Origin of the sequence: Roseomonas gilardii subsp. gilardii (assembly GCF_023078375.1) — a bacterium.
Lineage (GTDB): Bacteria > Pseudomonadota > Alphaproteobacteria > Acetobacterales > Acetobacteraceae > Roseomonas > Roseomonas gilardii.
Genome location: NZ_CP095554.1, coordinates 1,814,872 through 1,838,138 on the forward strand (window position 1 = coordinate 1,814,872; position 23,267 = coordinate 1,838,138).

Sequence of the window (23,267 nt, forward strand, 5' to 3'; positions counted from 1 at the left end):
GCCCGTCCGTGTCGGCCGGCCGCTGTCCCTGGCGAGGCTTCAAGGGACGAAAGGCCGGGCTTCCGCGAGGGCGGCGAGGCGGCGGATGCAAGCGGGGTCGTCGAGCACGCGGTCCGCCGGGGCGGGCAGGCGGCGGCGCCAGTTGGGGTGCTGGTCGGTGGTGCCGGGGAGGTTGGGCTGTTCCGGCAGGGCCAGGGCATCCTCGACGGGCAGCAGGGCCAGGACGCAGGCGGAGCGGCCGATCTGGGCGGCGGCGGCCTCGGCGACCGGGGTGCCATCCTCCGGCGGTGGGGGATCGCCCTGGGCGGCGCCGCTGTCGCGCATGGCCTGCCAGAGCGCGGCGCGGTCGCGGTCGCGCTCGGCCCGCTGGGCGGAGCCGTCCTCGCCTTCTCCCAGCAGGCCGAGGCGGACGCGCCAGTCGATGTCCAGGCCGCGCCACCAGCCAACGGCGGTGGGCAGGTCGTGGGTCGTGGTCATGGCGGCGGCGTTGCGGGACCATTCGCGCGGGGGGATGAAGGGGCCGCCTCCCTCACCTTGCTCGAACCAGAGGACGCGCATGCCGAGCATGCCGATCCGGTCCAGGCGCTCGCGGAAGCCGTGCGGGACGGTGCCGAGGTCCTCGCCGACCACGATGGCGCGGTGGCGCTGCGATTCCAGCGCGACGAGGCGGAACATGTCGTCGGCGGGGAATTGCAGGTAGGCACCGTCGCGCGGGTCGGCGCCTTCGGGGATGACCCAGAGGCGGGCCAGGCCCATGGCGTGGTCGATGCGCACGCCACCGGCGTGGCGCATGGCGGCGCGCAGCATTTCCAGGAAGGCGCCGTAGCCGCCCTGTTTCAGGCCGAGGGGGGAGAAGGCGGTGATACCCCAGCCCTGGCCGAGCGGGGAGAAGATGTCGGGCGGCGCGCCGATGGTGAGGTGGCGCAGGGTCTCGCGCTGGCGGCTCCAGCCATGGCTGCCGCCGCCATCGGTGCCGACGGCGAGGTCGGCGACCAGGCCGATGCCGGCGCCGGCCTCCCGGGCGGCCTGCTGCGCCGCGCCGAGGCCGCGGTCGGCGATCCATTGCAGGAAGGCATGGTAGGCGACCTCGCGCTCATGAGCCTGGGCGAATGCGGCCACGGCGGGGCTGGTGGGGTCGCGGAATTCCGCGGGCCACTGGCGCCAGTTCCAGAGCGCCGGGTCGCGGGTGAAGAGATGGGCGTGCAGGGCCTCGAAGCGGGCATGGCTTTCCAGGGCCTCGCCCTGTTCGGCGCGGAAGCGGTCGAAGGCCGGGTCTCCCGGAAAGGCGTCGAAGAGGGCGCGGAAGACGGCAAGGCGGGCGCGGGCCACGGCGGGCCAGTCCACGAGATCCAGGGCTTCCAGCCGGTCGAATTCCCCCGCTAGGCCGGTGCGGTCCAGGGCGGCGCGCAGCGGGGCCTCGCCCAGCACGGCCGGGTCGGCGTGCAGGACGTTCAGGAAGAGGCGGGAGGACGGCGAATAGGGGGAGAAGCGGTTGGGGTCGGCCGAGAACTGGGCGTGGACGGGGCTGATGGCCACGGCCTGGGCACCCTTGCGGGCGGCCGAGGCGACGAATTGCGACAGGGCGGTGAAGTCGCCCACGCCGCCGCCGCCCAGGCCGTCCCGGCCAGGGCGGCGCAGGCCGTAGAGCTGGACCGTCAGGCCCCAGGGGAGGGTGCTGTGGAGGGTGCTGTGGAGGGTGTTGTGGAGGGCGTCCGTGCCGCCTTCCGCGAGCGCGTCCTCGGGGCGATGGCAGCGGGGCGGGGCGACGGCGAGGATGGTGTCCGCCCCGCCGATGCGGAGGCGGTGATAGCCGGGCGGGGGCGCGACGGGCAGGCGGCAGAGGCCGTGTTCCTGGTGGGAGCGGCCCTCCAGCACGGCCCCGTCCTCCAGCTCCAGCCGGTATTCCGGCTCGCCCGGCAGGCCCAGCAGCACGGGATGCCCGGCGGTGGCGGTGCAGAGCGGGGGCAGCGCGGCCTCGGTGGCCAGCTTCTCCCGCGCCTCCCGCATCTGTTCCGGCGAGCCGGTGGGCAGGTCCAGCGCCGCGAGGACGGCGCGGACCGCCTCGGGGGCCACGGTCTGGTCGTGGCCCTGGGCGTCACGCCATTCCGTGGCGATGCCGGCGGCCCGGGCGAGGGCCTGGAGTTCGTCCCGATGCCCGTCCGGGCTCCCGTTCCGGTTCATGGCCCCGAATTCTCCGGCAGGTCGAGCATCACCACGGCGCAATCGGGCGGAAGGCTGCCGGCGGCCAGGGAATCGGCGGCGCCCGGCACGCTTTCGTGCAGCACCATGGTGCCGCCGGCCGTGACCTGGGCCTCGGCCTCATCGAGGTTCAGGGCGATGGTCAGGCGGGTGCCGTCGCCCAGGCGCCAGCGGGCCAGCACCGCCTTGGGGCCCACCGCCTCGGCGCCGATCGCCTTCGCGCCGGGCAGGCGCGGGATGATCTCGGTATGGCGGGTGGCGAGCAGGGTTTTGTGCAGGGCCAGCATCTCCGCGTGGAAACCGTGCCCGCTTTCCGCCGGGTCGGGGATGGAATCGGTGAAGGTCTTCCCGGCATTCGGGTCGGGGATGCGCTCGCGCTTCGCCGGGTCCTGGAAGGCGGCGAACTTGGCGAACTCCTTGCGCCGGCCCTCGCGCACCGCATCCGCCAGATCCTGTTGCGGGAAGGCGGTGAAGAAGAGGAAGGGGGCGCTGGCGGCCCATTCCTCGCCCATGAAGAGCAGGGGGATCTGGGGCGAGAGCAGGAGGAGGGCGGTGGCGGCCTTCAGCGCCGTGGGTCGGGCGAGGGCGGGCAGGCGCTCGCCGAAGGCGCGGTTGCCGATCTGGTCGTGGTTCTGGAGGAAGAGGACGAAGGCGGTGGGCGGGAGATGGGCGCTGGGCTCGCCGCGCGCATGGCCGAGATGGGGCATGGTCTCGCCCTGGAAGAGGAAGCCTTCCGCCAGGACCCGGGCGAGCTTTTCCGCGCCGTTGTCGGCGAAGTCCTCGTAATAGGCTTCGCGCTCGCCGGTCAGGAGGGGGTGGAGGACGTTGTGGCCGTCGTCGTTCCACTGGGCGTCGAAGCCCGGTGCCCCGGCATTGTCGAGAAGGGGGCCGGCGCGGAGATGGCCGGCGCCGTTGCGCTCGTTCTCCAGCACGAGGTGGACGTGGCGGCCGGGGGTCTCGGCCTGGATCTCCCGGCGGATGCGGGCGGCAAGGTGGTCGAGCCAATCCTGCTCGGCAATGGCGTGGACGGCGTCGAAGCGGAGGCCATCGAAGCGGTATTCCCGCAGCCAGTGGAGGGCGTTGGATTCGAAGAAGTCGCGGACCGGGGCCTTTCTGAAGTCGATCGCGGCGCCCCAGGGCGTGTGCACGCCCTCGTCGAAGAAGTCCTTCGCATAGGCGTGGAGATAGGCGCCGTCCGGGCCGAAATGGTTATAGACGACGTCGAGGAACATCATCAGCCCGAGGCCGTGCGCCTCGTCGATCAGGGCCTTGAGCTCCTCCGGCGTGCCGTAGGAAGCCTCCGGGGCATAGGGCAGGACGCCGTCATAGCCCCAGTTGCGCGGGCCGGGGAATTCGGCGATCGGCATCAGCTCGATGGCCGTGACGCCCAGGGATTTCAGGCGCGGCAACATGGCGCGGATGCCGTTGTAGCCGCCGCAGGCGCCGGCATGCAGCTCGTAGAGGATGGTCTCGTGCCAGGGGCGGCCCTTCCAGCCGGGGTTGCGCCAGGCATAGGCGCGGGGATCGACCACCTGGCTGAAGCCATGCACGTCGTCCGGCTGGTAGCGCGAGGCGGGGTCGGGCACCGGGAGGTCGGAGCCGTCCTCCAGCCGCGTCCGGAAGCGGTAGCGCGTGCCGGCGGGGGCGGCGGCTTCCAGGGAGAACCAGCCATCCGCCTCCGCCTGCATCGGCATGGGGGGCTGGCCCTCGATCTCGAGCCCGACCTGCCGGGCCGAGGGGGCCCAGAGGCGGAAGCGGGTGCGCCGGCCGTCCGGCAGGAGTTCGGCGCCCCAAAGCGGCATTGAGGCACTCATGACGGTTCCACCCGCGCGCCCAGCAGGAGCAGGGAATGCGCCCCCACCCTCATGCTGGTTTCCTCCGGCAGCAGGGAGCGCTCCTCGGCCTCCGGCAGCGCCGTGTCCAGCAGCAGGCGCCAGGGAAGCGCCGGTTCCGGCAGTTGGAAGCCCTGTTCCGCGCTGTCGGCATTCAACATCAGCATCACGACCTCGACCCAGCCATCCGCGGCCATGTCGGCGCGGCGCAGCGTCAACGTGCGGGCCTCGGGCTCGTTCCATGCCTCCGGCTGCATCGGCTGGCCGTGCTGGTCGAACCAGCCGGTGTCCTGCACCCCGGGGGCAGGCTCGGTGCGGCTGTGAGGGAAGTAGCGGGGGCGCAGCGGCGTCCAGCATTGCCGCAGCCAGGACAGGCGCGAGACGAACTCGGTCAGCGCCTGGGCGCGGGGGGTGGCCGCGTGCTCCCAGTCCAGCCAGGAGGTCTCGTTGTCCTGGCAATAGGCGTTGTTGTTGCCGCCCTGGGTGCGGTCCATCTCGTCCCCGGCCAGGAGCATGGGGGTGCCGGCGGAAAGGAAGACGGTGCCCAGCAGGGCGCGCTGCAGGCGGGCACGGGTTTCCAGCACCCAGGGTTGCGGTGTGTCGCCCTCCACGCCCCAGTTGGCGGAGAAGTTCTCGCCGTGGCCGTCCTGGTTGTTCTCGCCATTCGCCTCGTTGTGGCGGCGGGCGTAGGAGACGAGGTCGCGCAGGGTGAAGCCGTCATGCGCGGCGACGAAGTTCACCGAGGCCCAGGGTTGGCGGCGGCGGCGGTCGAAGAGCTCGCTGGAGCCGGTGAGGCGGCTGGCGAGGCCGGGGCGCAAGCCGGAATCGCCGCGCCAGAAGCGGCGCACGTCATCGCGGAAGCGGTCGTTCCATTCGGCGAAGCCCGGCGGGTGGTTGCCGAGCTGGTAGCCGCCGGGGCCGATGTCCCAGGGTTCCGAGATCAGCTTGACCTGGGAGAGCACCGGGTCCTGGCGGAGGACGTCGAAGAAGCCGGCGCCGGGGTCGAAGCCATTCGCCTCCCGCCCCAGGATGGTGCCGAGGTCGAAGCGGAAGCCGTCCACGCGATAGGTCTGCACCCAGTGGCGCAGGCTGTCGGTGACCATCTGGAGCACGCGCGGATGGGTGATGTTGACCGTGTTGCCGGTGCCGGTGTCGTTGATGTGGACACGCTCGTCCCCGGGCAGGAGGCGGTAGTAGCTGGCATTGTCCAGGCCGCGCCAGGAGAGGGTGGGGCCCATCTCGTTGCCCTCGGCGGTGTGGTTGTAGACCACGTCGAGGATGACCTCGATGCCGGCGGCGTGGAGCTGGCGGATGGCGACCTTGATCTCCTTCAGCGAGCCGGTGCTGAGATAGGCGGGTTCCGGCGAGAAGAAGTTCAGGGTGGAATAGCCCCAGTAGTTCCGCAGGCCCTTCTGCACGAGGAAGCGATCCTGCAGGAAGGCGTGCACGGGCAGGAGCTCCACCGCCGTGATGCCGAGGCGCAGCATGTGCTCGATCATCCGCGGATCGGACAGGCCGGCGAAGGTGCCGCGCAGGCGCGGGTGCAGCGCGCTGTTGCGCATGGTGAGGCCGCGCAGATGCGCCTCGTAGATCACCGTGTCCGTCCAGGGCGTGGCGGGGGCGGTCGTCGCCCCAGGTGAAGCTTTCGTCCACCACCAGGGCCTTGGGCATGGCGACGGCGCTGTCGCGGCGGTCGAAGGAGAGGTCCTCCCGCGCATGGCCGACGCGGTAGCCGAAGAGCGCGTCGGACCAGGTGACCTGCCCGACCAGCTTGCGGGCATAGGGGTCGAGCAGCAGCTTGTGCGGGTTGAAGCGGTGGCCGCGGCGCGGCTCGTAGGGGCCATGGGCGCGCAGCCCGTAGACGAGGCCGGGCTGCGCGCCGGGGAGATAGCCGTGCCAGACCTCGTCGGTGCATTCCGGCAGGGGATAGCGCGCCAGCTCCTTGCGGCCGGTGGCATTGAAGACACAGACCTCGATCTTCTCCGCATGGGCGGAGAAGACCGCGAAATTGACCCCGAGCCCGTCCCAGTAGGCCCCGAGCGGATAAGGCCGCCCGGGGGCGAGGCGGTCAGGGGGTATGGCCATGCGTGTTGAGTGCTCCGGGCGAGAGCACAATCGTAGCGAGCGGCGGCAGGATGAGCGAGAGCGATTGCGCCTGCCCGTGGCTGGGCAGGTCCTCCGCCATCACGCCGCCGGCATTGCCCAGGTTGCTGCCGCCGTAGTTGCCGGCATCGCTGTTCAGCAGCTCGTGCCACCAGCCGCCGGAGGGAACGCCGATGCGGTAGCCCTCGCGCGGCACCGGGGTGAGGTTGCAGACCACCAGCACCGGGGCGTCGCCATCGTGGCCGCGGCGGAGATAGGCGAAGACGCTCTGCGCGCTGTCGTCGCCGATCACCCATTCGAAGCCGGCGGGGTCCGCATCCAGGCGGTGCAGGGCGGGCAGTCCGCGGTAGAGGGCGTTCAGGTCACGGACAAGATCCTGCATGCCACGATGCCCGGGATCGTCCAGCAGGTGCCAGGGCAGGGCGGCATCGTGGTTCCATTCCGTCGGCTGGGCGAGCTCGATGCCCATGAAGATCAGCTTCTTGCCCGGATGCGTCCACATGAAGGAAAGGTAGGCGCGCAGGTTGGCACGCTTCTGCCAGGCGTCGCCGGGCATCTTGCCGAGCAGCGAGCCCTTGCCGTGCACCACCTCGTCATGGCTGAGCGGCAGGACGAACCTCTCGGAGAAGGCATAGACGAGGCCGAAGGTCATGCTGTCATGGTGCCAGCGGCGGTTGACCGGGTCCTCCTGCATGTAGTGGAGCGTGTCGTGCATCCACCCCATGTTCCATTTGTAGGAGAAGCCGAGGCCACCCTCGCTGACCGGCTTCGTCACGCCCGGCCAGGCGGTGGATTCCTCGGCGATCACCACGGCGCCGGGGCAGCGTTCCGCGACCACGGTGTTCAGCTCCCGCAGGAAGGACACGGCCTCCAGGTTCTCGCGGCCGCCATACTGGTTGGGCACCCATTCGCCCTGTTTGCGGGAGTAGTCGCGGTAGAGCATCGAGGCCACGGCGTCCACGCGCAGCCCGTCCACATGGTAGTGCTCCAGCCAGAACAGGCCGGAGGCGATCAGGAAGCCGCGCACCTCGTTGCGGCCGAGATTGTAGATCAGGGTGTTCCAGTCCTGATGGAACCCCTCGCGCGGGTCGGCATGCTCGTAGAGCGCGGTGCCGTCGAAATGGCCCATGCCGTGAGCGTCCGTCGGAAAATGCGCCGGCACCCAGTCGAGCAGCACGCCGATGCCCGCCTGGTGGCAGCGGTCCACGAAGCGGGCGAAGCCGTCCGGCGTACCGAAGCGGGCGGTGGGGGCGAAGAGGCCCAGCGGCTGGTAGCCCCAGGAGCCGCCGAAGGGATGCTCCATGACCGGCAGCAGTTCGACATGGCTGAAGCCCATTTCGGCCACATAGGGGATCAGGCGGTCGGCGAGGCCATCCCAGTCCGGCGCGTGGCCGTCCTCGGCCTTCCACCAGGAGGTCGGGTGGACCTCGTAGATGGCGATGGGGGCGTCCGGGGCCTGCTTCGCGCCGCGCCGTGCCATCCACTCCGCATCCCGCCATTCATGCGGCAGCGGGTCGGCCACCACGGAGGCGGTGGCAGGGGCCAGTTCCGAGGCGAGCGCCACCGGATCGGCCTTCAGCGGCAGCAGGGTGCCGCCGGGGCCACGGATCTCGTACTTGTAGGCGGTGCCGGGGGGAAGGCGGGGGATGAAGATCTCCCAGATCCCCGCCTCCCGCCGCAGGCGCATCGGGTGGCGGCGGCCGTCCCAGTTGTTGAAATCGCCGACCACGGAGACGCGCTCCGCATTCGGGGCCCAGACGGAGAAGCGCACGCCGGGCACGCCGCCGACCTCCATCGCCTGGGCGCCGAAGACCTTGCCCATCTCCCGGTGCCGGCCCTCGGCGAAGAGGTAGAGGTCCATGTCGCCGAGCAGCAGGCCGAAGCCGTAGGGGTCCTCGGTCTCCTGCACGTCGCCGGGCCATTCGATCCGGAAGCGGTAGCGGCGGCCCTCCGGCAGCGGCGCCTCGAAGACGCCGGCCGGATGGAGGCGTTCCATCGGCGCCAGCACCTCGCCGCTTTCCGCGTCGAGGAGTTCCACGCCTTGCGCGCCCGGCTGGAAGGTCAGCACCCTTCCGTCATGCGGGCCCAGCAGGGCGAAGGGGTCTCCGTGGCGGCCCTCGGTGAGGGCCTGGATGGCGGCGTCATTCCGCATCGGGGATCAGCCTCTCGACGATGGCGGCCAGGCCGCGCAGGGGGAGGGGGAGCCAGGCGGGCCGGTTGGCCGCCTCGTAGCGGATCTCGTAGGCCGCCTTCTCGATCAGGAAGAGGTCGAGCAGCGCCTGTTCGGACGCCTCGGGCACCCAGGGCTTCCCGGCCGCGTGCTCGGCGGCGCGGTAGGCTGCCAGGAAGGCGTCCGAGGCTTCCTGCCGGAAGCGCGCCAGCAGCGCCTCCCGGCGATCCTGCGGCACGGCGGAACTGCTGCCCGTGTCGTGGCTCTGGGCCGCGGCGGCGGCGGCGTAGTCGAAGGATCGCAGCAGCCCGGCCACGTCGCGCAGCGGCGAGCCCTTGGCGCGGCGTTCCTCCAGCGAGCGCGCGGGCTCGCCCTCGAAATCCACGATCACCGCATCGCCCTGGGAGACCAGGACCTGGCCCAGGTGGAAGTCGCCATGCAGGCGGGTCTTGAGTGCGCCATCGGCCGATTGCGCGAGTTCGTGGACCTTGCCGCGCAGGGCATCGGCCTTGCGCCGCAGGGACTTCGCCAGGGCCGCATCCGCCTCCGACAGGTCGGTGGCCTTCTCCAGCAGCTTCAGCGCTGGTTCGAGCTGTTCCAGTGCGCCCTCGGCCCAGGCCGTGCGGTCCGCCTCCCCGGCCGGTTCGGGCGTGAAGGCCGGGTCGTCGGAGGGGCCGGCGAGGACGGCATGCAACTCGCCCAGGCGGCGGCCCAGGGCGGTGGCGAAGGTCAGGTAGCCGGCGAAGGTGTCCTCATGCCCGTCATGGGCCAGCGCGGCCTCGTCCACCGAGCGTCGCAGCCAGTCCAGGGTCCAGCCCCAGCCGTCGCCCTGGTTGCGGACGAAGCCCTGCAGCAGCATCAGCGTGACGGGGGTGCCGTCGGGGGCGGTGCGGACCACCTCGCCCAGCAGCGGCGCGATGTTCTGGAAGCCCACCTCCGTGAGGTGGCGCGTCATCTCGGCCTCCGGATGGATGCCGGGGGCGAGCTTGCGCAGGATCTTCAGCACCACCTGATCGCCGACGATCATCGAGGAGTTGGACTGTTCCGCGGAAAGCCGGCGGATTTCCGGCCCCTCGGGCATCTCGATGTCCTGCAGCAGGGCACTGCCGATGAAGCGGATCTCGCCCTCGTCGCTCCGCGCGGTGCTGTTCTGGCGGAAGTTCACCAGGGCGGCGTGCACGAAGTCGTCGGAGGCGAAGGCGTCGGTCAGATAGCCGACGCGCCGTGTCTGCCGCACGCGGGAGAGGGCAAGCTGGTAGGCGAGCGGGCTGGCGCTGTCGTCGTCCTCCACCGCGGCGAGGGGCAGGCAATAGCGTTCCGTGCGGCCGTGCAGCTTCGCCTCGATCTCGGCGAAGCTGACATAGCGGGCATGCGGGAAGGGAGCCACGGCCTTCAGGCTGACGCCCTCCAGCCTTTCCCCCTTCGAGGCGAACCAGCGGCGCTTGGGCAGATAGGTGGGCAGCACCTCCCGCTCCAGCTCGCGCTTCTGCGCCTCGCCGAAGCTCGTGGAATTGGCGGGAAAGACCAGGGTGCGCAGATCGGGCAAGGGCTCGGGCGCCTTCACATGCCAGGGGGAGGGCCTGCTCCGTGGCCAGCACGAACCAGTAGAAGCCGAAGGGCTGCAGCGTGAGCAGGTAGGTGAGCTGGCCGATCTCCGGGAAGGCGGTGCCGCCCAGCATCTCCACCGGCACGCGGCCGACATAGGCGGAGAGGTCGAGCTCCACCGCCTGTGCCGTGCGGGACAGGTTGAAGACGCAGAGGATGCTCTCCTCCTCGTATTCCCGCACATAGGCCAGGACCTTGCGGTTGCCCGGGTAGAGCAGGCGCATGGAGCCGCGGCCGAAGGCGCGGGAGCGCTTGCGCGTGGCCAGCATGCGGCGCGTCCAGTTCAGCAGCGAATGCGCGTCGCGCGACTGCGCCTCGACATTCACCGCCTGGTAGCCGTAGAGCGGGTCCATGATGACCGGCAGGACGAGGCCCGCCGGGTCGGCCTTGCTGAAGCCGCCGTTGCGGTCGGGGGACCACTGCATCGGCGTGCGCACGCCGTCGCGGTCGCCGAGATAGATGTTGTCGCCCATGCCGATCTCGTCACCGTAGTAGATGACGGGTGTGCCGGGCATGGACATGAGCAGGCCGTTCATCAGCTCGATGCGGCGGCGGTCGTGTTCCAGCAGGGGGGCGAGGCGGCGGCGGATGCCGAGGTTGATGCGGGCGCGCTTGTCGGCGGCATAGGTGTTCCAGAGGTAGTCACGTTCCTTGTCCGTGACCATCTCCAGCGTCAGCTCGTCATGGTTGCGCAGGAAGATCGCCCACTGGCATCCATCGGGGATGTCCGGCGTCTGGCGCAGGATGTCGGTGATCGGGAAGCGGTCCTCCTGCGCGATCGCCATGTACATGCGCGGCATCAGCGGGAAGTGGAAGGCCATGTGGCATTCGTCGCCCTCGCCGAAATACTGCTGCGTGTCCTCCGGCCACATATTGGCCTCGGCCAGCAGCATCCGGTCGGGGTATTCCTCGTCCAGCTTGCGGCGGATCGTCTTGAGCACCGCATGCGTCTCGGGCAGGTTCTCGTTGGTGGTGCCGTCGCGTTCGATCAGGTAGGGCACGGCGTCGAGCCGCAGCCCGTCCACGCCCGCATCCAGCCAGAAGCGCATGATGTTCAGCACTTCCACCATGATGCGCGGATTGTCGAAGTTCAGGTCCGGCTGGTGGCTGAAGAAGCGGTGCCAGAAATAGGCTTTCGCCTCCTCGTCCCAGGTCCAGTTCGACTTTTCCGTGTCGAGGAAGATGATGCGGGTGCCGGAGTAAAGCTCGTCATTGTCCGACCAGACGTAGTAGTCGCGCGCCGGGTCGCCCGGGGGTGCCTTGCGGGCGGCCTGGAACCAGGGATGCTGGTCGCTGGTGTGGTTGATGACCAGCTCGGTGATGACGCGCAGGCCGCGCTTGTGGGCTTCCTCGATGAAGCGCTTGGCCTCGTCCAGCGTGCCGTAATCCGGACTGACATCACGGTATTCGGAGATGTCGTAGCCGTCGTCGCGGCGCGGGGAGGGGTAGAAGGGCAGCAGCCAGAGCGTGTCCACGCCCAGCTCGGAGAGGTAGTCGAGCTTCTCGATCAGCCCGGCGAAATCGCCGATGCCGTCATTGTTAGAATCGAAGAAGCTCTTGATGTGCAGCTGGTAGATGACCGCGTCGCGGTACCAGTGCGGGTCTTCGGTCATGGTCATCTCGATTCGTCAGGTCCCGACAGGGTTCAGGCGCCAGATGGCGAAGGGCAGGTCGGCGGGGTCGAGGCGCAGGTGCTGCGTCTTGCCGGTGAAGGTGAAGCGGTGGCCGCGCATCAGGTCCTCGGCCTCGATCGAGGCGTGGTCGGGCAGGCCCCATTCCCAGAGAGGCACCTCGAAATTCGCCTCCTGCGCGTTGAAGGGGTCCATGCTCACCGCGACCAGGAGGCAGTTCGAGCGGTCCGGCGTCGCCTTGCCGAAATAGAGGATGTTGTCGTTGAAGGCGTTGTAGAAGGTGACGCCCAGATGGCTGTGCAGCGCCGGGTTCTCCCGCCGGATCGCGTTCAGCCGCGTGACCTCCGCGACGATATTGCCGGGGCGGTTGTGGTCCCAGGCGCGGATCTCGTACTTCTCGCTGTCCAGGTATTCCTCCTTGCCCGGGGCCAGCGGCGTCGCCTCGCAGAGCTCGAAGCCGTTGTAGACGCCCCAGAGGCCGGACAGGGTAGCGGCGAGGGCGGCGCGGATCAGGTGGCCGGGGCGGCCGCCGGTCTGGAGGAATTTCGGGTTGATGTCGGGCGTGTTGACGAAGAAGTGCGGCCGGAAGAATTCCTTCGGCGCCGTCGTCGTCAGCTCCGTCAGGTATTCCTGCATCTCGGCCTTGGTATTGCGCCAGGTGAAGTAGGTGTAGCTCTGCGAGTAGCCCACCTTCGCCAGCCGGTACATCACCTTGGGGCGGGTGAAGGCCTCGGACAGGAAGATCGTGTCGGGGAAGCGGGCCTTCACCTCCGCGATCATCCATTCCCAGAAGGGCAGGGGCTTGGTGTGCGGGTTGTCCACGCGGAAGGTGCGGATGCCGCGCTCCGCCCAGAAGAGCACCGAATCCCGCAGTGCGACCCAGAGCGAGGGCATGGCGCCGGCGGCGTAGAAATCGACGTTGACGATGTCCTCGTACTTCTTGGGGGGGTTCTCGGCATATTTGATGGTGCCGTCTGGGCGCCAGTCGAACCATTCCGGATGCTCGCGCAGCCAGGGATGGTCGGGGGAACACTGGATGGCGAAGTCCATGGCCAGTTCCAGCCCGTGGCCGGCGGCGGCCTGGCGCAGCCGCTCGAAATCCTCCAGCGTGCCGAGTTCCGGATGCAGCGCCTCGTGGCCGCCTTCCTCGGAGCCGATGGCATAGGGGCTGCCGGGATCGTCGGGGCCGGGGGTGAGGGTGTTGTTGCGGCCCTTGCGGTTCTTCCTGCCGATCGGATGGATGGGCGGGAAATAGAGCACGTCGAAGCCCATGGCGCGGATGCGCGGGAGCTGGCCGATCACGTCGTCGAAGGTGCCATGACGATGCGGGTCGCCGCTCTGCGAGCGGGGGAAGATCTCGTACCAGCTCGCGAAGCGGGCGGCGGTGCGCTCGGCCTCCACCGGGATCGGCGCGGAGCGGAGGCGGTGCGGGCGGTCGTCGGCGCTGGCCATCATCGCCGCCGTATCGGGGGCGAGCAGCAGGGTGAGGCGCTCCGCATCCGCCGCGTCCAGGAGGCGGGCAGCGAGGGCGGCGAGGCCGGGCGTGTCGGAGCCGGCGTGGTCGGCGGCGGCGGCGACCAGGCGGCGGCCTTCCTCCAGCTCCAGATGCACCGGCACGCCGGCCGCGTGCTTCTTGCTCAGCTCGTCGCGGAAGGCGGCGAAGACGTCGATCCAGGCTTCCAACATGAAGACATGGCGGCCCAGCCGTTCCAGCGGGAAGGTGGCCGCCCAGCGGTCGTTGCTGAGCAGCGCCATGGGCACCTCGTGCCAGTCCGTCTCGTCGGCGGCGCGCCAGAGCAGGGCGGCACTCAGCTTGCCATGGCCGTCGGTGAAGATGTCCGCCTCCACCGGAACCGCCTCGCCCACGATGCGCTTCGCCGGGAAGCGCCCGCCATCCACGGTCGGGGTGATGGCCTCGATGGCGATGCGGGGGCTTTCCACCGCGTCCTCGGCGGGCAGGTCGGCGGCGTCGCGCAGGATGGGCCGGCCGCGCTTCGCTGTGGCGGCGAGCACCGCGCCGGGCTCCAGCCGCAGCGGCGTGCCGGGCACCAGCGCCTGGGCCGAGGGGCCGCCGGGCACGGAGAAGCCGCCCAGCAGGCCACCCAGTTCCGGCAGCACGGACTCGGGCATCAGCTCCCGGCCGTTCTGCGCATCCGGATTGGCCAGGATCAGCGCGGCGGCCTGTGCCGTCCGGGCATCGCGGCCGCTCAGGCGCAGGACCGCCGCCACCGGGGCGCCCGGCGCACTGACGGAGCGGGTCTCGCCACCGGCCATGGGCGCGAGGCCGCGGGCCAGGGCCGTCGCCTCGCGGATGGGGGCGGACAGGTCATAGGGGGCGTTGTCGCGGAGCCAGCTCCAGTCCCCGGGGCGCGCATGGGCCGGGTCGAGCGGCGTGCGGGCGCCGAACTCGAAGCCCATGGGCACGAGGAGCCCATCGCCGAAGCCGGCGGCGAAGGCCAGGGCGCGGCGGGCGATCCGGGTGCGCAGGGCGGGGTCGTGCTGCTCCGTGCCCAGGCGGGTTCCGAAAGGGGCTTCCGGAAAGGCCAGGGGCGGGGCGATGGCGGCGAGGGCGTCGCGCTCCTCGAAGAGCCAGGGGGAGCGGTAGTCCCACCAGGCGGCCGAACTGGCGGTGGCGGCGAAGCCCAGTCCCGCCAGCCGGGGCAGGGCCTCGCGCGGCAGGCCGGTCGTCCAGGCGATGAAGCGGCTGTTGGGAGAAGCAGCGATCAGGCGCCGCCAGGTCTCGGGCGGGATATCCCCAGGGTCCTCGCAGCGGAAGCCCGCCACGCCGGCCTGGCTCCAGTGGCGCAGCCGGTCCGCCCACCAGCCGGACAGGCCCTCGTTCCGCAGATTGCCGCGGACAGTGCCGCGCAGGGCGGGATCGGTGCGTGGATCGGGGCGTTGCCCGGCCGGATCGGCGAACCAGTCCGGATGCTGCGCGCGCAGGGTGCCGTCCTCCGCCACCCGTTCGGGGACGAGGTCCATGAACAGCGCCAGCCCCTCGGCGCGGCAGGCGGTGGCGATGCGGGACAGGGCTTCGGTGCCGTCCTCCCCGGCCTCCAGCAGCGGGTGCGGCCGGTCGTGGTCGGCCACGTGAAACAGGTTGCCGGAGGCACCCGTGGCGAAGACCGGCGGGATCACGACGCCACCGAAGCCCAGCCCGGCGATGCGGGCCAGTTCCGACCCCCAGTCGCGCAGGGGGCCGAGCATCAGGGGGTGGAGATAGTAGAGCGGCGGCATGGAGCGGCCGGCCAGGGCGACGTCATGCGAGGTCTCGGAGGAGGTCTCGTGGCTGTTCATGGTCCTGGGCGCGTTCCGTTCGCCGGTCCCCGGAGCGGTGAGCTCCGGCGGCCGGCTTGGCGAGAGAAAACGGTCATCGCAGCCCCCGGGAGGCCGGCCAAGCGAGCTGGCTCGCAACTGGTCGTGATGCCCCCCGGATGCCCCGATGGGAGTGCAACGCGAGGTGAGCGGATCGGTTGACCTTCATATCCATGCCCATTCGGGCATCCATATCCGTGCCCGTTCGGGCATCCATATCCGTGCCCGTTCGGGCAACGGTCCGGCGGGGGCGGCGTTCATCCGGACATGCGCATCCACACCCTCCATTGCGGCTGCATGCGTCCCTTCGGGGGCGGGTTATGGGATGGGTTGACGCCCGGTCTGGGACCGTCGCGCCTCACCTGCCGGTGCCTCCTTGCGGAGTCCGAGGACGGGTTGGTGCTGGTCGATACCGGCTTCGGCATGGGGGATGTCTTCGACGCAGAAGCGCGCCTGCCCCCCGCCGCCCGCCATGCCACGCGGGTCCGCGTCGCGCCGGAGGATACGGCGATCGTGCAGGTCCGGACCCTGGGCTTCGACCCGAAGGATGTGCGGCATATCGTGATGACGCATCTCGACTACGACCATGCGGGCGGCCTGACGGATTTTCCCTGGGCGACGGTGCATGTGTCGGGGCGGGAGGCGCGGGATGCCCGCGCGCAGCGGGGCCTGATGGGGCCGATGCGCTACCGGCCCGAACAGCTGCGGCGGGACATGCGGGAGCATGACCGGCTCGGCCAGAACTGGTTCGGCTTCGCGGCGCTGCGCGAGGGGTTGCCGCCGGGCTTCGTGCTGGTGCCGCTACCGGGGCATACGGCGGGGCATTGCGGCGTCGCGATCCGCACCGGGGCGGGCTGGCTGCTGCATGCGGGCGATGCGGTCTTCAACCTGCGCGAATTGCGGGCCGCGCCGCGCTGCCCGCCCTTCGCCCTGGCCTACGAGACGATGATGCAGCAGAGCGGGCGCACCGCCGCGGCGACGCAGGCGGCGCTGCGGGCGCTGTTGCGCGCGCATGCGGACGAGGTCCAGGTCACCTGCACGCATGACCCGGTGGCGGACCCGTTCCTGCCGGAGATGGCGACGCGCGCGGCCTGAGGGATCAGCCGCTGCGCCCGAGCCAGCGGGCCAGTCGCGCGGGGGCCTCCGCCATGTCGGCCTCCGGTCCGCAATAGGACAGGCGCAGGAAGCGGTGGCCCCGGTCGGGGTCGAAATCCACGCCCGGCGTGGCGGCGATGCCGGCCTCCGCCAGCATCCGGGCGCAGAAGGCCACGCTGTCGTTGGTCAGGTGGCCGATGTCGCACCAGAGGTAGAAGGCGCCGTCCGCCTGGGCGATGCGGTCGAAGCCGAGGCCGGGCAGGGCGCGCAGCAGGATGTCGCGGCTGCGGGCATAGGTGGCGCGCTTGGCCTCCAGCTCCTCCGCGCAGTCCAGCGCGGCCCGGGCGGCGATCTGTGCCACGTGCGGAGCGGAGATGAACATGTTCTGCGCCAGGCATTCCACCGGGCGGACCAGATCCTCCGGCAGCACCATCCAGCCGATGCGCCAGCCGGTCATGGAGAAGTACTTGCTGAAGCTGTTCACCACCACGGCGCTGGGGCTGAAGGCCGCCGCCGTGGCTTCCTCCACGCCGTAGCTGAGGCCGTGGTAGATCTCGTCCGAGATCAGCCGCACGCCGTTGGCGTGGCACCAGCGGGCGATGGTGGCAAGCTCCATGGGGGCGAGCATCGTGCCGGCGGGGTTGCAGGGCGAGGCGACGATCAGGCCGGCGGGGAGCGGGTCCAGCTTCTCCAGCATCGCCACGGTGGGCTGGAAGCGCGTCGTGGCGTCGCAGGGCAGGGTGAGCGGGCGCATCCCCAGCGCCGTGAGGATATTGGCATAGGGCGGGTAGTAGGGCGCCGCCATGGCCACCGTGTCGCCCGGGTCGAAGGCGGCGAGGAAGGCCAGCGGGAAGGCGCCGGAGGCGCCGACCGTGACGGCGATGCGGTCCACCGGCACGGGCTGGCCGTAATGGCGGGCGTAGCGGAGCGCAATGCCTTCGCGCAGGGGGCGGAGGCCGAAGGCTTCCGTGTAGCCCATCGGCTCACCGGCCAGCAGGGCCTTCGCCGCCGCCTCGGCCGCGCCGCGCGGGGCGCCGGTGCCGGGCTGGCCGACCTCCATGCGGATCACCCCCGGGGCGCCCGGGGGCAGCGCGGCGGCCCGGGCATTGGCCGCCGCGATCACGTCCATCACCAGGAAGGGCGGCGCCTCGGCGCCGCGTCCCACCTTGAGGCCGGGGCCCGGCGCGGGATGCCCTTCCGCCATCCGGGTCAGTTCCCCCGGCCCATGAGGGCCAGTCCGCCACCGTGCTGGTCCACCGCCGCCTGGCAGGTGGCGACATTGCCGGGCAGGTAGTCGGGGCAGCCCACCGCGGCGCCGCGCCCGGGCTCGGGCACCGCCGCCAGGGCCTCGGCCAGGCTGCCGCGCCGGGCGAGGGCCTGCGCCGCCGGGAGGGCGGCGGCCAGGGGCGCGCTGTCCTGCCCCGAGCCGGCGCCGGCATAGCGGAAGGCCTTGATGTTGACGTTGCTGATCAGCACCGGCGAGAGCAGGGGCGGCGTGATCCCGCCCGGCCTTGGCGCGGCGGCGAGCAGGAAGCCCATGCCCGGCACCATGCGGCCGGTGCCGAAGAGGTTGTTCATGGTGAAGTTGCAACTGACCGCGCCGCCGTCCCGGTCCAGGACCACGAGCGAGGAGGAGGCGGGCAGGGGCGGCGCGTTCCCGGCCGGGGGCGGCGGGTTGGCCAGCAGCGCGGCGGGGTCGGCGCCGCCACGCGCCGCGCTGGCGGCGGCGAGGCCGCGCGCCTGTGCCGTCGCGGGCGATTCGCCGTTGCGCAGGGCCTGGAAGGTGACGGCCGCCGCCACGCCGCCGGTGCTGGCGAGGGGGGCGAAGGCGGCGAGGTCGTTGCCGGCCCGGACGGTGAGCGGCTGTTGCAGGCGCGGGATGGCGTCGCGCAGGTCCTCCACCCGGAGGCCGCCGCCGGCGGGGCCGGAGCCCTCGGCAAGCTGCCGCGCCATGGCGCCCAGATACAGGTCCCCGACGCCGGTGGTGCGGAGGCGGGACAGGGTATTGGCCAGTTCCGGCTGCACGAGTTGCGAGCCCTCGGCGGTGACGCCGCCGAACACCGCCCCGGCGCGCGGGTCGGCGAGCAGCGGGGCGCCCACCGTGGCGAAATCCGCAGCCAGCGGGCGGGACACCTGGGCGCCGAAGCGGGCCAGCGTCTCGGCCGGGGCCACCAGCTCCTCGAAGGGGCGGCGCCCGGCGCGGGCCTGCAGCGCATAGAGGCCGCGTGCCATCAGCGGCACCGCCGCCGGCCGGTCCGCGCCCGGGCTGGAGTGGCTCGGCGCCTCGGCGGGGAAGGTGATGGCGTCGGTGGTGCCCCGGCGCGGGTCGAAGGACAGGCAGGCCCCGCCGCCGCCGAGACCGGCGCGGGAGGGCAGTGTGACGGTCATCACCAGCGCCGCCGCCGTGGCCGCGTCGGCGGCCGAGCCGCCACGGGACAGGACGTCGCGCGCCACCAGCACCGCGCGCGGGTCATCCGCCGCCGCGCCGCCAAGGAAGCCGGTGACATAGCCCGGCTGTCCGGGCTGCGCCCCGCCGGTCAGGCCCAGGCTCTGGCTGACGCGGTCGATGGTCGAGCAGCCGGACAGGGCCAGGCTGGCGGCCAAGCCCAGGCACAGCGCCCGGAGGGGGAGGCGGCGGGAGAGGAGGCCCGTGCCCCGATTCCCCGGGCTTCGTCGCCCCTGGCCCGGCCCGTAGCGGCCCCGTTCTGGGCCTCGTTCTGCACCGCCCTGACCATGCTGCTGTCCAATCTCCCTGACCGGTTCGGCACGCCGGCTCGACTGTGGCAGTGGCGAAGGCCCCCGGCCGGGGGCCTCCTCCGGATGGCCTGCCGGACGATGCCGGCATGGCCCCGGTGCCCTTGGGAGGCTGCCCTGCCCCTGGAACACGAATGGCGCCTTAAACGCCTTCCCAGCCAGCGGCAACCGGGCAGATCCCGTTGCGAAAGCGACATGTGGCGCCTGCGTGTGCTTGCCGTGGCCCGCGATTCCCCGGACGATGCTCGGCGAAGCCCATGGGGCTGCGTGACGGGCCGGCTTGCCTCGCAGGCCCCGGGAATGGCACCTGCCCGGATCGCAACCGCGCGACGCGCGTCTCGGAAGGACATGATTCATGCGGACACGGATCGCCGCCGGCCTGCTCCTGGCCTTCTCCGGCCTTGCCGCCGCGCCCCTGCCGCCCTTCGCGATAGGAAGCGCGCGGGCGCAGGAGGCGTCCTTCAGCTCGGCGCAGCGCGAGGAGATCGTGCGCATCCTGCGCGAGGCCCTGCGCACCGACCCGACCATCCTGCGCGACGCCGTGGCGGCCATGCAGCAGTCGCAGCAGGCCGAGCAGGAGCGCGGCCGCCGCGATGCCATCCAGACCCATGCCGAGGTGCTGCTGCGCGATCCGGCCGATCCGGTGAAGGGCAACCCGGCCGGCGATGTGACGGTGGTGGAGTTCTTCGATCCCCGCTGCGGCTATTGCAAGGCGCTGGCGCCGACCATGCAGGAGCTGCTGTCGAAGGACGGCAAGCTGCGCGTGGTGATGAAGGCGATCCCGATCCTGGGACCGAACAGCGTGCTCGCCTCCCGCGCCCTGCTGGCGGCGCAGCGGCAGGACAGGTTCGTGCCGCTCTATGACCGGCTGATGCAGTTGCGCGCCGAGCCGACCGAGGCGGTGCTGCAGGCGGAGGCGCAGAAGCTGGGCCTCGACTGGGCAAGGCTGCGCCGTGACATGGACGACCCGGCCATCGAGGCGCGGCTGCAACAGAATGTGCGGCTGGCCCAGGCCCTGTCGATCGAGGGCACGCCGGCACTGGTGATCGGCGACACGCTGGTGCCGGGGGCGGTGGATCTGGCGACGCTGCAGCGCCTTGTGACGCAGGCGCGCGGGCGGGGCTGAGGGAAGGATCAAGGGAAGGGCGGGGGAGAGGAGGATGCGGACCGGGCCGATACCGGGCCATGACGGGGGCCTTTGTCATGGCTCCCATCACGGCCCCGTATCGCGCGCGGTGCCGGCGGGGCGGCCGCATGCCAGGAAAGGCCCATGCCGCCTCGCGGAAGAAGCCGCCTTCTTCCGCGAGGCGGCATGAGAAGCCAGCTCCCGCGTTTTCCGGTGCGGCTGCCGGTGCCGGACCTCGCCCCGTTCCAGGCGGGCAACCTGCTGCCGGGGGTCTGGTCCTTCCAGGCGGCGCGGCCGGGGCCGCATGTGGTGGTCACCGCCCTGATCCATGGCAACGAGATCGCCGGGGCCATCGTGCTGGCGGACTGGCTGCGGCAGGGGCTGCGGCCCTGGGCCGGGCGGCTCAGCCTGGTCTTCGCCAACCTCGCTGCCTTTGCCCGCTTCGATCCGGACGACCCCACCATGTCGCGCTTCGTGGAGGAGGACCTGAACCGGCTCTGGGCACCGCATGTGCTGGATGGCCCGCGATCCTCGCTGGAACTCGCCAGGGCGCGGGAGCTGCGCCCGCTGGTGGAGGGCGCCGACGTGCTGCTCGACCTGCATTCGATGCTCTGGCCCTCCGACCCGCTGCTGCTGGTCGGGCGTTCCGTCCGGGCGCAGGAACTGGCGCTGTCGCTGGGCACGCCGCCGGTCGTGGTGGCCGATGACGGGCATGCGGACGGGTTGCGGCTGATCGACTATCCCCGGTTCCACGACCCGGCCTCCGGTGCCTGCGGGCTGCTGGTGGAGGGCGGCGCGCACTGGGAGCCGGAGACGCCGGAACTGCTCGACCGCTGCGGCCGCGCCCTGCTGCGCCGTCTCGGCCTGATGGAGCCGGGCCCGCCCGGGATGGCCTCATCCGGGATGGCCTCATCCGGGGCGGCGCCGGCCGCCGGGCTCTGGCGCGTGACCCGCACGGTGACGGCGCGGCGGCACGGCTTCGCCTTCACCGGGGATTTCCGCGGTGGCACGATCATCCCGCGCCGGAACACGCTGATCGCCCTGGATGGGGAAGAGGAGATCCGCACCCCCCATGACGACTGCCTGCTGGTGATGCCCAGCCCCCGGGTGCTGCTGGGGCATACCGCCGTCAGGCTCGCGGCGCGGTGCTGAGCTGAACGGCGAAGGGCGCCCCGCGATGGGGACGCCCTTCCGGACCGTCCGCTTGCCTCAGCGGCGGCGCTTCTTCTTCTGGTTCTGGTGCCGGGCCTGCTGCGGCGCGGCAGGAGCCGGAGCAGGGGCCAGAGTGGGGGTGGGGTTGGGGGTGGGAGCGGGCGGGGCGAGGGTCTCGGGCGCGAAGGTCGCCTGCATCCGCGTCACCGCCTTCTGCGCGGCGGCGAAATCCCGGCTCCGCAGCAGGATCTCCACCAGCCGCAGATGGGCGTTGGTGTCCTGCGGAGCCTGTTGCAGGACGCGCTCCATGTAGCCACGGGCGGCGGGCAGGTCGCTCCGGCGGATCGCGAGGTCGCAGAGCCGGCGCAGGACGTTCAGGTCCTCCGGCGCCAGGGCCAGGGCCGCCTCGACGCGCTGCTTCGCCCCCTCCAGGTCGTTCTGCGCCTGCAGGACCTGGGCGAGCTTCAGGAGCGAGCCGACATCCTCCGGTGCGGCCGCCACGGCGCGCTCCGCCCATTGCCGCGCCTCGGACCGGCGGGACTGGCGCAGCGCGAGGTCCGTGAGCTGGTGCAGGGCCGCCCGGTTGCCCGGGTCGCGGACGAGGATCTCCTCCAGCACCTGCTCGGCCTCGCCCGGGTCGTCCGCCTGGGTGGCGGCGCGGGCGAGGTTCAGGGCGGCGCCCAGATCCTGCGGGGCAAGGTCGCGGGCCTGGCGGGCCAGGCGATAGGCTTCCTCGACCCGGCCCTGTTGCATCAGCAGGCCGCTGAGGCGCTGGGCGGGGGCCGGATGCTTCGGATGATGTGGCAGAAGGGAGCGGAAGATCGCCTCGGCGGCCTCCAGCTCCTGCTGCCGGTGCATCACGGCGGCGAGGTGTAGCGCCGTGTTCAGGTCATGCGCGGGGGCGGCCGCGCGGGCCTGCTCCGCATACTGCCGCGCTTCCTCCAGCCGGCCCGCCACCAGGGCCTCCTGGCTCTGGCGGCGCAGGGCCTGCGGGTCGTGTGCGGGCTCCAGGCCGGTGGCGCCCGTGGTTCCGGCGGTGTGCTGCAGGACGGCTTCTTGCATCGCGGCTTATCCCCTTCTGGAAGCCATGCCCGCCCTGGGGGACAGGCTCCGGCCCCGTCGCGCATCCCGCGGGAGAGGCCGGTTCCGGCCGGTGCCCCGGTTCCGGATGGGCCGGCGGGTTCCCGTGTCAGCCAGGGGCCGCTCCTCGTGGGTTCCACACGCGCAGGGGCCAGTGTGGTGGTGGTGGCTGAGCATATGCAACGTGAAGTCGCCGAAACACAAGAAGTACTCTTATGGGTTGTTAATCTTCGCCTGAAAACAAGGCACTCGTCGGCCGTCCCTCAGCCCGGCTCTCCCTCGACAGGCAGCTTCCCGACCTCCCGGATCAGCGCCGCCATTTCCGCCGCCGCTGCCACGATCTCTGTCTCCTCCAGCCCCTTGGCCACCAGGGCAACGCCGCTCCGGTCCGGGCGGTAATAGGGGTAGGAGCCGATATCCAGCGTGGGATGGCGCGCCTGGATGGCGCCCAGCCCCTCCGCGATCTGCCCCTCGTAGAGCCCGTCCGCATGCACGCTGCGCGAAAGGACCGGGCGGCCGCCGGTCAGGCCGGGCGCCAGGGCCTCGAACATCGCCTGCATGATCCGGGGCACGCCGGCCATCACATGCACGTTGCCGATGGTGAAGCCCGGGGCCACGGAGACCGGGTTGGGGATCAAGGTGGCACCGCGCGGGATGGTCGCCATGCGCTGCCGGGCCGCGTTGAACTCGGTGCCCTGCTTCTCGTAGTGGGCGGTGAGCAGCGCCATGGCTTCCGGATGCTTTTCCCACGGCACGCCGAAGGCGCGGGCGATGCATTCGGCGGTGATGTCGTCATGGGTCGGCCCGATGCCGCCGGTGGTGAAGACATGGTCGAAGCGCGGGCGGACCGCGTTCACTGTCTCCACGATGACCTCCGGCACATCGGGGATCACCCGCGCCTCGCGCAGCGGGATGCCGATCTCTCCCAGCCGCGTGGCGAGGAATTGCAGGTTGGCGTCCCGGGTGCGGCCCGAGAGCACCTCGTTGCCGATGATCAGGAGGCAGGCGGTGGGGTTGGCGGACAAGGCGGGGCACTCCGGCCGGCGGTTCGGGGGACGCCAGAGTGCCAGCTTCCGCGCGGAGGGAAAGTGCCATGCCAGGGGACGTTGCGCGGGTGGCTGGCCCCCGGGGAGAGGCTCTGCCTCTCCCGCAGGCCCCCCACTTCGCCCATGACCTTGGGGGTGGGAGCGAAGCCGGTCCCCGGA

General features: G+C 71.5%; 12 protein-coding genes and 2 pseudogenes. 3 read left to right on the top strand and 11 right to left on the bottom strand.

Translation table 11 applies throughout. From position 1 onward, the window contains the following. Positions 1-39 precede the first annotated feature (39 nt). The 7 genes and pseudogenes from malQ to MVG78_RS08135 form a co-directional block, all read right to left on the bottom strand. Positions 40-2,181 (bottom strand): 4-alpha-glucanotransferase, encoded by a 2,142-nt coding sequence (gene malQ / locus MVG78_RS08110; protein WP_247559827.1) that lies wholly within the window; start codon positions 2,179-2,181, stop codon positions 40-42. Next, complete coding sequence (gene treZ, locus MVG78_RS08115; protein ID WP_247559829.1) at positions 2,178-4,001, bottom strand: malto-oligosyltrehalose trehalohydrolase; 1,824 nt, start codon at positions 3,999-4,001, stop codon at positions 2,178-2,180. The genes malQ and treZ overlap by 4 nt, the downstream gene beginning before the upstream one ends. 8 nt (positions 4,002-4,009) lie before the next feature. Beyond that, positions 4,010-6,116, bottom strand: a pseudogene (gene glgX, locus MVG78_RS08120) (glycogen debranching protein GlgX). Continuing rightward, positions 6,100-8,286, bottom strand: a complete 2,187-nt coding sequence (glgB, locus tag MVG78_RS08125; protein ID WP_247559831.1) for a 1,4-alpha-glucan branching protein GlgB — start codon at positions 8,284-8,286, stop codon at positions 6,100-6,102. The pseudogene glgX and the gene glgB overlap by 17 nt, the downstream one beginning before the upstream one ends. Further along, positions 8,276-10,006: a putative maltokinase gene (locus MVG78_RS22010; RefSeq protein ID WP_428480778.1), complete on the bottom strand. Its 1,731-nt coding sequence runs from the start codon at positions 10,004-10,006 to the stop codon at positions 8,276-8,278. Before MVG78_RS22010 ends, glgB begins: the two co-directional genes overlap by 11 nt. After that, positions 9,957-11,528, bottom strand: a pseudogene (gene treS / locus MVG78_RS22015) (maltose alpha-D-glucosyltransferase); the annotation flags it as partial. The pseudogene treS and the gene MVG78_RS22010, both read right to left, overlap by 50 nt. Positions 11,529-11,537: 9 nt before the next feature. After that, positions 11,538-14,837, bottom strand: a complete 3,300-nt coding sequence (locus MVG78_RS08135) for a maltotransferase domain-containing protein (protein ID WP_247559832.1) — start codon at positions 14,835-14,837, stop codon at positions 11,538-11,540. A 417-nt stretch (positions 14,838-15,254) separates the two neighbouring features. Here MVG78_RS08135 and MVG78_RS08140 point away from each other — a divergent pair, with 417 nt between their 5' ends. Beyond that, positions 15,255-15,950, top strand: a complete 696-nt coding sequence (locus tag MVG78_RS08140; protein ID WP_247559834.1) for an MBL fold metallo-hydrolase — start codon at positions 15,255-15,257, stop codon at positions 15,948-15,950. A gap of 4 nt (positions 15,951-15,954) precedes the next feature. On the opposite strand, the gene MVG78_RS08145 is transcribed toward MVG78_RS08140, so the two are convergent. Then, on the bottom strand, positions 15,955-17,154 hold the full coding sequence (locus MVG78_RS08145; RefSeq protein ID WP_247559836.1) for a pyridoxal phosphate-dependent aminotransferase: 1,200 nt from the start codon (positions 17,152-17,154) through the stop codon (positions 15,955-15,957). Positions 17,155-17,159: 5 nt separating this feature from the next. Then, positions 17,160-18,554 carry a gamma-glutamyltransferase gene (locus MVG78_RS08150; RefSeq protein WP_247559838.1) on the bottom strand — a complete coding sequence of 465 codons (1,395 nt, stop codon included), beginning with the start codon at positions 18,552-18,554 and terminating at the stop codon, positions 17,160-17,162. A gap of 505 nt (positions 18,555-19,059) precedes the next feature. Between MVG78_RS08150 and MVG78_RS08155 the strand changes: the two genes are divergently transcribed. Both MVG78_RS08155 and MVG78_RS08160 read left to right on the top strand, forming a co-directional pair. Next, positions 19,060-19,830: a DsbA family protein gene (locus tag MVG78_RS08155; protein ID WP_247559840.1), complete on the top strand. Its 771-nt coding sequence runs from the start codon at positions 19,060-19,062 to the stop codon at positions 19,828-19,830. 186 nt (positions 19,831-20,016) lie between these two features. Continuing rightward, on the top strand, positions 20,017-20,982 hold the full coding sequence (locus tag MVG78_RS08160; protein WP_247559842.1) for a M14 family metallopeptidase: 966 nt from the start codon (positions 20,017-20,019) through the stop codon (positions 20,980-20,982). 57 nt (positions 20,983-21,039) lie between these two features. On the opposite strand, the gene MVG78_RS08165 is transcribed toward MVG78_RS08160, so the two are convergent. Together MVG78_RS08165 and MVG78_RS08170 are read right to left on the bottom strand one after the other, a co-directional pair. Continuing rightward, positions 21,040-22,044, bottom strand: coding sequence for a tetratricopeptide repeat protein (locus MVG78_RS08165; RefSeq protein ID WP_247559844.1), 1,005 nt, complete (start codon positions 22,042-22,044; stop codon positions 21,040-21,042). A gap of 281 nt (positions 22,045-22,325) precedes the next feature. After that, positions 22,326-23,087 (bottom strand): competence/damage-inducible protein A, encoded by a 762-nt coding sequence (locus MVG78_RS08170; protein ID WP_247559846.1) that lies wholly within the window; start codon positions 23,085-23,087, stop codon positions 22,326-22,328. Positions 23,088-23,267 lie beyond the last annotated feature (180 nt).